The following is an 11,789-nucleotide window of genomic DNA, read 5'->3' as shown; positions in this document are numbered from 1 at the left end:
CTGCAAGATCATTTCCGCTGCCTTCTCCGCGATCATCACCACTGGAGAGTTGGTGTTGCCGGAAACGATCGTCGGCATAATCGAAGCGTCGACGACGCGCAGGCCAGAAATGCCGTGCACCCGCAGCCGGCCGTCGACCACCGCCATCGAGCCTGTGCCCATCTTGCAGGTCCCGACCGGGTGGAAAATCGTAGTGCCGATATCGCCGGCCTTGCGGACGAGATCTTCGTCGCTTTCATATTGTGCACCGGGCAGCATTTCCTCAGGCGCGAAACGGGCAACGGCGCGCGCCTTCATCAAGCGGCGGACATGGCGAAGCGAGGCTACGGCGACGGTCCTGTCTCCCTCGGTAGACAAATAGTTCGGCCGGATCTTCGGGGCACTCGGCGGATCGGGTGCCTCTATGTGGACGGTGCCGCGGCTTTCCGGTCTGAGGTTGCAGACCGAAACCGTGACCGCGGGGAAGCGATGCAGCGGCTCGCCCAGCCGGTCAGTGCTCAACGGCTGGACATGGTATTCGAGATCGGGCGTTTCCAGGCGTGGGTGGCTTCTGGCGAAGATGCCAAGCTGGCTGGGCGCCATCGACAGCGGTCCGGTGCGACGAATAGCGTATTCGACGCCCATGGCCGCGCGGCTGAACAGATTGTGGTAGCGCTGGTTCAGCGTCGAGGCATTGGCGACCTTGAAGACTGTGCGGATCTGCAGATGATCCTGCAGGTTCTCGCCAACGCCTTCCAGCGCGTGGCGAACCAGGATTCCTGCTGCGCCCAGCACGACAGGTCGGCCGACGCCGGAAAGCTCGAGCAGCTTCGGGGAATTGATCGCGCCAGCGGCAAGTATCGTCTCGCCTGCCCGCGCACGATGCAGTTGACCGCCCATTCGGAAAATAACACCAGTGACGCAAGCTCCATCGAAATTTAGCTTCTCGGTCTCGGCGCCGGTCACGACGCGCAAATTCGGCCGCCGCAGCACGCTGCGCAGGAACGCTTTCGAGGTATTCCAGCGCACGCCCTTCCGCTGGTTGACCTCGAAATAGCCTGACCCCTCGTTGGTCCCGCCATTGAAATCCTCCGTCCGGGGGATGCCGAGTTCCTCGGCTGCATCGCGGAAGGCATCCAGGATTGGCCAGGACAGGCGCTGGCGCTCGACGCGCCATTCGCCACCGGCGCCATGAAGGTCGTTGGCGCCGCCAAAATGGTCCTCGGACTTGCGGAAATACGGAAGCACGTCATCCCAGCCCCAGCCAAGATTTCCGGCTTGCCGCCAGCCGTCATAGTCGGCCGCCTGGCCGCGCATGTAGATCATGCCGTTGATCGACGAGCAGCCGCCCAGAAGCTTGCCGCGCGGATAGTTGAGCGCACGACCGTTCAGGCCGGCTTCCGGCTCGGTCTTCATCAGCCAATCCGTGCGCGGGTTGCCCATGCAGTAGAGATAGCCGATGGGAATGTCGACCCAGTGATAGCGGTCGCTGCCGCCGGCCTCCAGAAGCAGCACGCGCATGGCTGGATTGGCCGACAGTCTGTTGGCCAGCACGCAGCCGGCTGAACCTGCGCCAACGATGATGAAGTCGTATTGTCCAAAATCGGCAGCGGTCTGTGTCAATCGGACATCCGTTCGCTTGCCATCCTGTCCCATAGCGGACCCATGGCCTGGTTGATTTCGCCATACAGGCGATAGCGCTGCTCATAGACCGGTGCGATCTCGCTATTGGGCTGGTAGCAGCGGTCGGGCGCGGTCATCGCGGCCGCGCCTGAAGAGAAGTCGGCAAACAGGCCGACGCCTGTCCCGGCTGCAATTGCAGCTCCCAGCGCACCAGTCTCGCGGCTGCGCGCTACCGTCACCGGGACGTCCAGCACATCGGCGAATATCTGCGGCCAGATGGCGCTGCGCGAGCCGCCGCCCGAAAGAACCGCCTGGCTGACGGTCGCTCCCGCTCGGCGCAGCGTCTCGACATGGCGCCGGTGTTCGAAGACGACCCCCTCGAACAGTGCGCGCAGCATATGCGCCCGCGTATGCCAGCCGGCGATGCCGTAGAAACCTGCACGCGCCTTGCCATTCTGCTGCGAGCCGTAAAGGAATGGGTGGTAGATCGGCATGTCTCCCGCGGGACCGACGGAAGCAACGAGCTCGCTGCAGATCTCGAATGGCGATGCGCCAGCCGGCGGCGCATGCTCGAAGAACTCACGGACGATCCATTCGAGATTTGCGGCCGAAGTGGCGCTCGATTCGATGGCGAGATAACGCACCGGATCGAACGTCGACAGCATGAAGATCGACGGATCGCGGATCGGCTCTTCGGTGATAACCTGGTTGATGCTCCAGGTGCCGGCAATGATGGAGGCGGCGCCGGTGCTGGTGACGCCCGAACCAATGGCGCTGGCGACGACGTCGAACAGACCCGCCACCACAGGCGTGCCCGCCCGAAGGCCGGTGGCTGCGGCGACATCGCGGGTGATTTGGCCGGCGATGTCGGAGGCCTCCAGCACGTTCGGCAGCAGTTCCATGCAATCGTCGAGCCCGTAGGCGGCCAGCAACTCACGCTCGTAGCGTCGGCCGGGCATCTGCAAAAGCCCGCAGCCCGACATATCCGAGGTCTCGGTCGAGCGCGCTCCGGTGAGGCGGTTGACGACAAAATCCTTGCACAGGAAGACGGTGCCTATTCGGGCAAAAAGCGCCGGATCATGGCGCCTGAGCCACGCCAGCAGAGTCGGCGTCTGCGCCGCCCAGGGCCGTTGCAGGCAGTGGACATAGGTCTGGTCGCCAACGCCTGCGGCCGCCCATTCGCTCACGATGCCGATGCCGCGTGTGTCGAGCGACTGGATGCCGAGCAGCGGGTCGCCGGCGCGGTCCAGCGCGTAGAGCCCGTTGCCGTGGCCGGCGCAGCCGATCACCGCGATGTCGCGGGCATCGATGCCCGACTGGTCGAGGCACTGACGGATGACCTCGACGGCGTTGCGCCACAATTCGCCGAGGTCCCGCTCGACATGGCCGGGCTTTGGCATGCAGGAGGGGCCGTCCCGAGCGGCAAGCGCGAGTTCGCGACCTGCCGTGTCGAAGATGATGGCCTTGATGACGGTGTTGCCCGCATCAAGACCCAGAATGTATTGCTGCATTGAAGCGCCTCCCAAGCTACCAAGGGTTATTGTTGTTGGTAGAGCTCCCAAGCTGCAGCGCCGTCCGCATTCTCATGGATGATCGCCATCAATCCTCTCACGACGGCACGAGGGTTGGAATGCTGGTATATGTTGCGGCCATAGACCATGCCTGCCGCGCCCTGCGCCATCAGCGCCGCCGACTTGTCGAAGACGGCGCGCAAATCCTCCCTGCCCCCACCGCGTACCAGCACAGGACAGCGCGCCGCCGCCACGACCCGGTGGAAGTCGTTCGGATCGGTGGTCGGGTCCGCCTTGATGATGTCGGCGCCCATCTCGCTTGCGAGCCGGGTCAGGGTGACGATCTTTTCTGGGTCGCCGTCGACCATGTAGCCCCCGCGCTCCGAGTTGGGCAGCATTGCCAGCGGCTCGATCATCAGCGGCAGGCCATATCTTTCGCAGTCGGCGCGAACGCGGGCAATGTTGTGGACACATTGCCGGAACAGGTCCGGTTCATCGGGCAGCATGAATAGATTGACGACCACGCAGGCCGCGTCCATCTCCAGCGCGCCGATCAGTGGCTCGGCTTCGTTCTGCAGGATGGCCCACATCGAGCGATGGCGGGTTTTGTTATATGGATTGCCCATGTCTATGCGCATGACCAATGCCGGCTTGTCCTTGCCAGGCAAGGACTGCAGCAGATCGGCCTGGCCATAATTCATCTGAATGGCGTCCGGTCCCGCGGCAACCAGCTGGGCGACGACGCCGGCCATATCCTCGAGCCCTTCCAGAAACGACGGCTCGTTGCACACGCCATGGTCGATTGCGACGTCGAGACAGCGCGCTCCCCCGAACAACCGGTTCATGCGGACTTTCTTGTTGATGCGCATTCGGCGCTCCTTCCTTGGTCTTTTTGGGATAGCTGGTCGAGATCGACGCCGTGCCGGTGTTGCAACAGGGCAAGGAAATCGGTGCGCTCGGATGCCTTGCGCGCGGCGTCCCAGTTCTTTTCGACAGCGAGAATATCGAGAACGGCATCGAGAAGGTCGGCCGAGAGAGCACCGGTGATGGCGATTGTCGTGCGGCGAAGCAGCAGGTCCTCCAGCTGCTCGACATATTCGTTGGCGATGAGATATCGAATCTCCCGGGCCGAGTAGTCGCTGCCAGGCAAGAGCTCGTCATGTCCCGCTGCCATATAGGCGGCGAAGGCATCCGCCGCGGTTCCGTAGCGCTCGAAGAGGCTGCGCATGCGCTCAAGCGACAGGCCGTGCGTCGCCGCGCGTTCTGCGCACCATTTTGCAGGGGCAGTGGGAAAATCCCGGCCGCCGCCGATCGGCATGTTTTCGGTGCCGACCACGCGCTGACGGTGCAATCGCTCGAGCACGATATCTGCTGCCAGTTCGCCGAACGATCGGAAGGTGGTCCATTTCCCGCCGATCATGCAGAGCGTCGGCGGCAGTATACCGGCGCCCTCAACCAATTCGCAGAAATGATCGCGGGGAATGCGCCCGGTAAAACTGTCTTGGCTTATCGGCAGCGGCCTCACCCCGCTGAACTGAAAGACGATGTCGGAATCAGTGATCTCGATCCCAGGAAACACGAATGACAGGGACTGCAGGATATATTGCCGCTCGTCATCCACGCAGCGCGCCTGGTCGGGATCGTCGACACGGATGTCCGTCGAGCCGACCAGCACGTTGCCGAGATAGGGGAACAGGATGCAGATCCGGCCGTCCTCGTTCTCGTAATAGATCATGTGACCGTCGAGCGCGTCATGAAGTTCGCGATTGTCGACGATCAGATGCGAACCTTTGGTGCCGCCCATAAGCTTCGGCGCAATGGCTCCGATCGCCGAATTGGTCAGGTCGATCCAGCCGCCTGTGGCATTGACCACGAGCCGCGGCTTCACGGCTACCGTTTCGCCAGAAAGTCGGTCATTAAGCACCAGGGTCGCGTCATCGAGCGATACGCGTGCATAGTTGAGCGCTCGAGCGGACGGCTTTTGGTTCATGGTGTCGCGCAGCATCTCGGTCCCCAATCGCTCGGGGTGGCTGACCCAGGCATCATAGTATGTCGCCGAATTGCGAATAGCAGGATTGATTGCAGGCCAGACCTTGAGTGTTTCGGCTCGGCTCCTGAATTTATGCGTCGGGACGATACGCCGTGCGGCGGTGAAGAAATCATACATCGCCAGGCCGGTCTTGATGACCAAAGCGCCGCGCCGGCCCGGACGACGGGTTAGCCCAAGGAAACGAAATGCGCCATTTGCGATGCCTGAGAACAGGTCGAAGATAGGCACCGTGGTTGGCAGTGGCGCAACGTAGTGCGGCGCGTTCTTCAACAGCCGATCGCGTTCGAGCAGAGATTCGCGGACCAGCTTGAACTCGCCGTTTTCAAGATAGCGCAAGCCGCCATGAACCATGCGCGAAAGGGCCGCGCTGGCGCCGGAACAATAATCGCCCTTTTCCGCGAGCAGCACATCAACGCCCTGCAAAGCGAGTTCGCGAAACACGCTGATGCCGTTAATGCCGCCGCCTATGACGAGCACGTCGACATCGGGGTTCTCGCGCAAGCCGGCGATCGTCTGGATGCGATTCATCTCAAGATGCGCTTTCGATCACGCATCTATCGCCACGAGATGCACGGCCACCGCCGCATCGACGGCCGCCAGTTCCGTAGCGCTCAGCGAAATCTCCCCTGCCCTGGCGTTGTCGCGCGCCTGCGCCGCGCTTCGCGCTCCACACAACGCGAAGGTGATGCCGGGCTGCGCCAGCGTCCAGGCGATCACGATCTGCGCCATGCTTGCCTGGTGGACCTCCGCGACCGGGGCCAGGGCATGTTTCAAAGCGGCTACCTTGCGCCGGTTGGCCTGAGAGAAGCGCGGATTGCTTTTGCGCTGGTCGTCGCCGCTGAACTCACGCGCCGGATCGATCGCGCCCGAAAGCAGGCCGAGCGCAAGCGACGAGTAACTGAGCGCAGCAACTTGATGCTGGCGCGCGATCGGCAGCAATGTCTGCTCAATCTCGCGATCCAGCATCGAATACCTTTCCTGGATCGCGTCGAGCTGGCCAGCTCCTACATACTGCTGCAGCTCGGCGGTGTTGAGATTGCTTGCGCCGATGGCGCGGATCTTGCCAGCTGATTTGAGGCGCTCGAGCGCTTCCATTGTCTCGGCAATGGGGGTCGTCGGGTCCTGCCAATGGGTGATGTAGAGATCGATATAATCGGTGCCGAGCCGCCTCAGGCTCTGCTCCACTTCATGAGCGATGCCATCGGCGCCCAGATATCGGTTCACCGGCTTTCCGTCCTGATCGAAGAAGTGATTGCCCTTTTTCGAATGCCAGTTCAGGCCACATTTGGTGGCGATGACGGCGCGGTCGCGCCGGCCCTTGATGGCCTTGCCGACGATCTCCTCGCTGCGGCCGAGACCGTAAGCCGGCGCGGTGTCGATCAGCGAGACGCCGGCATCGATGGACGCCTGGATTGCAGCGATCGATTCAGCTTCATCCGTGCCACCCCACATCCAGCCGCCGATAGCCCAGGTTCCGAGCCCTACTACCGACGTGACAACGCCGGACTTGCCGACGCGACGGGTGATTTGTCGAGAATTCATGCTGCATTTCCTTCAGCGAGCTCGAGGATCTTCAAGCCGGTGGTTTCGTCGGTGACGAGGGTATCGAGGTGAGAGCCGCGCATGGCACTGAGGATCGGGACCACCTTGCTTGCGCCGCTTGCGACCCCGATCGACTGCGGAATGGTCGCGAATTCCTCGAGCGTCAGCGAAACGAGTGAGTGGTTGAGGCGGTAGTCCGCGAGCTTCCCGCTGCCGTCTATGAGATGGGCGAGCAGCTCGCCCGCCGCGCCCGAGCGCTCGATGGCCAGCCGGTCGGCGCTTGAGGACGGGTGCAGATCGTAGTAGCTCGAATCGTCGGTCAGGATGGAGCCGATGCCGACGACCGCAAGCGTTGCTTCGCGCGCCTTGTTGAAGACATCCGAAACGGCCCGGACGCCCATCAGCATGTCACGTTGGGCCGGGCTGTCGGCAAACAGCGGCGCGTGAATCTGATAAGCGCGGCCGCCGAGTCTGTCGGCCATCAGAGACGCGACATGATTGACGTCGGTGTAATGCTTGCCCTGGACCAGGCCGGTCGCGGGAACAACCTCGACGTCGTAGCTGCGGCTCGGCTTGAGGCCAGCGACGACGGCACTCACCCCTTTGCCCCCGGTAATGGAAATCGTGTCGCCGTCCTTGATCGTCTCGAGCACCAGCCTGGCCGCGGCCTCGCCGACGCGCTGGAGCGAAGTCTGCGGATTGTCTGAAACGGAAGGGACGACGACGGCCCTTTGGAGTCCACCTATCGCGACCAGTCGCGCCTCGATATCGACCAGTTGCTCGACCGGCGACTTGATCTTGATCTCGACAAGCCCGAGTTGATGACCGCGCTTGATCAGCCGGTTGACGGTCGCATGCGAGATGCCGAGCTCCTTGGCGATTTCAGCTTGCGTCTTGGCTTCCATGTAATGAAGCACAAGCGCCTGATACATCTGGCGGACGATCGTGATGTCGTCCCGCGAATTGGTTGGTGACATGATTGGATGCTCAACTCTCGCGCTGCTGCTCAGGATTTCCTGCGATGCAGGAAGTGGTCGATCGATACTGCTGCGAGCAGGATGCATCCCTTGATCATGTCCTGCCAATAGACGGAGACGTCGAGCAGGATCAGCGAACTTGTGACCACCGAGAGCAGCGCCATGCCCAGTATGGCGCCGAAGATGGTGCCCGAGCCGCCATTGAGCGATGCCCCGCCAATCACCGCCGCGGCGATGATGTTGAGCTCCATGCCAGCGCCGAAGGTCGGGGTCGCAGCGCCAAAGCGCGACATGTAGATGACGCCGGCAAAGCCCGCCAGGGTCGAGCAGAGAACCGTGACCCAGAATTTAACCTGCTTGGTCTTGATGCCCGAAAATTGGGCCGCCTTCTCGTTGCTGCCGGTGTAGAAGACTTTGCGGAAGGCGGTGGCACGCCGAAGCAGGAAATCGAAGATGGCTACGACCACAACAAAGATGACGATGACATAAGGCACATTGCCGAAGCTGCCCTGGCCGATCGCTTTGAACCCCGGCGGCAGGGTGAACAGCGACAGCGGGGTTCCCTTGGTGATGACAAGGCAAAGACCGCGCACGATCACCATCGCTGCCAGCGATGTGATGAAGTGATTGAGTCCGATGACGGTCACGAAGAAGCCCATCGCCGCGCCGATCAGCGCGCTGGCGCCTATCCCGATTAGGCTCGCGGTCCACGGGTCCAGACCCATCAGGAAGAGAGCGCCTGACACGACCATGGAGAAGCAGACCACCGACCCGACGGACAGGTCGATGCCGCCGACAATGAGAAGTATCGTCATGCCGACCACGACGATGCCTTCGATGGAGAAGCTCATCAGCATGGCGCGGAAATTTCCCCAAGTCAGGAAATGCGGCGAAGCGAATGTCATGGCGATGCACAGCGCCAGCATGATTGCGATCAGCCCCGCCTCGCGCATTGACCCAAGACGCAGCCAGTTGCGCCCGCCAAGCCCGGGGGCGCTCGCCTTGAGTTCAGCGTCCATGAGGGTTCCTCCGGTCTGTCTAAGCGACATTCTGAACCTGCCTTGCATTTGATCGTTGCTGCCGGAGACCCGAAGCCAGCAGCATGATTGCCTCTTCGGTCAATTCGTCCGCGCCCAGTTCGCCGGCAATGGCACCTTCGTGTATGACAAGCACACGGTCGCTGAGCCCGATCAATTCCGGAAGCTCGGATGAAATCACGATGACGCCGACGCCCCGTTCGGCGAGATCGCGAAGCAGGCGATGAATTTCCACTTTCGCGCCGACATCGACCCCGCGTGTGGGCTCGTCCAGAATGACCACTTTGGGGCCAACCGACAAAAGCCTGGCGATGGCGACCTTCTGCTGATTGCCACCGCTAAGCGTCGACACCTGTGCCTCGATGCCGCCCATGCGCACACCGTGGCGCTCGACCACATCGGTGGCTTGCTTTGCCTCGGCGCGGCGATCGAGCAGCCCAAGCGGTGTGGTCAGTTTCCGAAGGTCCAGCGCGGAGATGTTAGATGCAACCGACAGGTCGAGGAACAGGCCAGACGCCTTGCGGTCCTCGGAGAGGTAGACCAGACCCGCGCGCACCGCATCGCTGTAGGTCCTGATGCTGACCGGCTCGCCATTGAGTTCAACCGATCCCGACAGCTTCGGGCGCAAGCCGCAAACGGTCTGGACCATCTCGCTGCGGCCGGCGCCAATCAACCCGCCGATGCCAAGAATTTCGCCCGCACGAAGCGCGAAGCTGACGCCGTCGGAACCCTCTCGATAGGAGAGATTCCCGACCGACAGCACAGGGCGGTCGGTACGCCGTTCAGGCGAGAGCTTTTGCGGATAGAGCTGCGTGATTTCGCGCCCGACCATCTTGCGCACGACATCATTGGGAGTGACCGACGCGATAGAATCGGTCGCGACATATCTGCCGTCACGAAAGACCGTGACGCGGTCGCAGAGGTTGAATATCTCGGCCATGCGGTGGCTGATGTAGATAATTGAAATTCCGCGCGCCTTGAGATCGCGGACAATGGCGAAAAGGCGCCGCGCCTCGGTCTCGGTCAGGGCGGCTGTCGGCTCATCGAGCATCAGCACCCGGCATTCGAGCGTCAGCGCCTTGGCTATTTCTACAAGTTGCTGGTTGGAAATCGAAAGGTCGGCGACCGGCGTCTCGACCGGGATCGGCGCCAGCAGGTCCATTATCTTCTGCGCATCAATGTAGAGCCGGCGAAAATTCATCAGCGGCGCGCGCCGATTGTTGATGGCCGCCATGAGGATATTCTCGGCGACCGTAGCATCCTGGCAGAGCGCGATTTCCTGATGGACGAGGCCTATGCCAAGCCGCTGCGCGGCGGATGGTGATGCAATGGTGACGTCCTTGCCTTCGAGACGAATGGCGCCTTCGTCGGGTTGCACAATGCCGGCGATGATATTCATCAGCGTGGACTTGCCCGCGCCATTCTCGCCGCACAGCGCGTGAATTTCGCCCCGCTGCAGCGTGAAATCGACCCCGGTCAGCGCTTTGATGGCGCCGAAAGATTTCGATATGTCGCGGATTTCAAGAATGGCGGCGGCAGTCACTCCGTCCCCCTGCAGCGTTGAAGTTGACGGTTGGGTCGACGGGGCGCGAGCGCGCCCCGTCCCGGATCGAGCATCTTCGAAGAGCCCCGCAGAGATAACGGTGAGCCCTTATTCCTCGATGCCCTTGGTGCCGCGCCGCTTGAGGTAGGCATCCCAATAGAAATCGTCGGCATTTTCCGCAGTGACGATGGAAAAGCCGTTGTCGACGAAAGGCACGCCCATGCCATTGAATCCCGACCGCCGGGCGTCGTTCATCGGATCGATCAGCTCAGGATGCTTGGCCAGCCACAGCAGCATGAACCCCATATAGCCCTGCATGCCCTGGTTCGGGTTGACTGAGCCAAAAATTTCGCCGGCCTTGATCATATCGAGGATTTTGGCGTTGACGTCGGCCAGCATAACTCGGATCTTGCCGCCGCCTTCCTTCGCGGCCTGAGCGGCGCCGATTGCCGAGTTGGCTTCCGGCATGAACACCGCGCCCAGTTCGGGATGCGCCTGCGCGAGGCTGAGCACGGCCTGATAGGCCTTCGTCGCATCCTGGTTCGACGCCGCGCGGCCGACAAGCTTCATATCCGGCCATTTGGCTTCCATGCGGGCGATAAAGGCGGCGATGCGCTTGTCGTGATTGTCCTGTCCAGGGTTTTCGAGGACCGCGTATTCGCCCTTGCCGTCCATCGCCTTGGCGACTGCATCGGCGGCATAGGTGCCTTCGGCGACGTTGTCGGAGGTGATGTAGGATACTCGTTTGGAGTTGGGCGAATCTGCGGCGAATGTGACTACGGCCGTTCCCTGGTCTATCGCCCGATTGATTGGCTCGATGAATGGATCGGAGTTCATCGGATGCACCAGGATGCCAGCCGGCTTCTGAGCCAGCGCCTGGTCGAATGTCGCTATCTGCTTGTTCACGTCGTATTCTGGGGTTCCGGTGTATTCGGTCTCGCAACCGAACTGCTGTCCGGCCTGCTTGAACATCTCATAGACCGGGAACCAATATTCGACGCCGGAAACCATGACGTTCATGACGTATTTTTCACCCGGCTCGCATTTGAACGGGTTAGCGGTCTGGGCCGCGGCGTGGCTTGCCCCCAACACAGTGGTGGCTGCTGCCGAAATGGCGAGCATGCTCAAAAATTTGCGCAAGAGTCCTCCCTCGGCCGAAGCCTGGTCAATGGGCGGTCGGACACTTACGTGCCGCCGCTTGTGGTTGATGAGGCCGAACCTCCTCCCGAGGCCCAGCAGTCGATCATTCGCAGGAGTTGGCTCGAGTGTCAATAAAATTCATATGTAGAAATATATTTCACACCTCATCGCGACCGGCAACTTCGCGCCAATTGGCGACCCTCTCCGACGTATATTGATACCGACATGGGAGTTCGCGCACTTCGGGTGCCTGTTCGAACACCGCGGCCTCGATGCCGAGTTCATGCAGAGCTAAAGCTGTCGTCAAGCCGCCAATCCCGGGCACCCGCAATCAGAACTTTCATTGCTCCGTCTCTCATCAGTTGTCCGCCCGGCGGGCGTAGAGCA

At 61.7% G+C, this 11,789-nt stretch carries 9 protein-coding genes and 1 pseudogene; all 10 read right to left on the bottom strand.

Annotation, left to right across the window (positions count from 1 at the left end; all coding sequences use genetic code 11):
* A partial coding sequence (locus tag EOA85_RS01895) for a GMC family oxidoreductase N-terminal domain-containing protein (protein ID WP_127208132.1) occupies positions 1–1,602 on the bottom strand: 1,602 nt, incomplete at its 3' end.
* A complete protein-coding gene (locus EOA85_RS01890) occupies positions 1,599–3,113 on the bottom strand; it encodes an FGGY-family carbohydrate kinase (protein WP_127208131.1) in 1,515 nt (504 codons plus the stop codon). The genes EOA85_RS01895 and EOA85_RS01890, both read right to left, overlap by 4 nt.
* A gap of 26 nt (positions 3,114–3,139) precedes the next feature.
* Positions 3,140–3,982, bottom strand: a complete 843-nt coding sequence (locus EOA85_RS01885; protein WP_127208130.1) for a class I fructose-bisphosphate aldolase — start codon at positions 3,980–3,982, stop codon at positions 3,140–3,142.
* Positions 3,955–5,691 (bottom strand): glycerol-3-phosphate dehydrogenase/oxidase, encoded by a 1,737-nt coding sequence (locus EOA85_RS01880; RefSeq protein ID WP_127208129.1) that lies wholly within the window; start codon positions 5,689–5,691, stop codon positions 3,955–3,957. Before EOA85_RS01880 ends, EOA85_RS01885 begins: the two co-directional genes overlap by 28 nt.
* 18 nt (positions 5,692–5,709) lie before the next feature.
* Positions 5,710–6,705 carry an aldo/keto reductase gene (locus EOA85_RS01875; RefSeq protein ID WP_127208128.1) on the bottom strand — a complete coding sequence of 332 codons (996 nt, stop codon included), beginning with the start codon at positions 6,703–6,705 and terminating at the stop codon, positions 5,710–5,712.
* Entirely contained in the window at positions 6,702–7,682 is a 981-nt protein-coding gene (locus tag EOA85_RS01870) for a sugar-binding transcriptional regulator (RefSeq protein ID WP_127208127.1), read from the bottom strand. Before EOA85_RS01870 ends, EOA85_RS01875 begins: the two co-directional genes overlap by 4 nt.
* A gap of 29 nt (positions 7,683–7,711) precedes the next feature.
* Positions 7,712–8,701 carry an ABC transporter permease gene (locus EOA85_RS01865; RefSeq protein ID WP_127208126.1) on the bottom strand — a complete coding sequence of 330 codons (990 nt, stop codon included), beginning with the start codon at positions 8,699–8,701 and terminating at the stop codon, positions 7,712–7,714.
* A 19-nt stretch (positions 8,702–8,720) separates the two neighbouring features.
* Positions 8,721–10,262, bottom strand: coding sequence for a sugar ABC transporter ATP-binding protein (locus EOA85_RS01860; RefSeq protein WP_127208125.1), 1,542 nt, complete (start codon positions 10,260–10,262; stop codon positions 8,721–8,723).
* Positions 10,263–10,370: 108 nt separating this feature from the next.
* Positions 10,371–11,402: a substrate-binding domain-containing protein gene (locus EOA85_RS01855; RefSeq protein WP_127208124.1), complete on the bottom strand. Its 1,032-nt coding sequence runs from the start codon at positions 11,400–11,402 to the stop codon at positions 10,371–10,373.
* 229 nt (positions 11,403–11,631) lie between these two features.
* Positions 11,632–11,746, bottom strand: a pseudogene (locus EOA85_RS01850) (NAD(P)-binding protein); the annotation flags it as partial.
* Between the last annotated feature and the right edge of the window lie 43 nt (positions 11,747–11,789).

The sequence above is a fragment of the Mesorhizobium sp. M5C.F.Ca.IN.020.29.1.1 genome, from assembly GCF_003997375.1.
GTDB classification, from domain to species: Bacteria; Pseudomonadota; Alphaproteobacteria; order Rhizobiales; family Rhizobiaceae; genus Mesorhizobium; species Mesorhizobium wenxiniae.
Note: the sequence above shows the minus strand (reverse complement) of the source record. Positions and strands in the feature narration are given on the sequence as shown.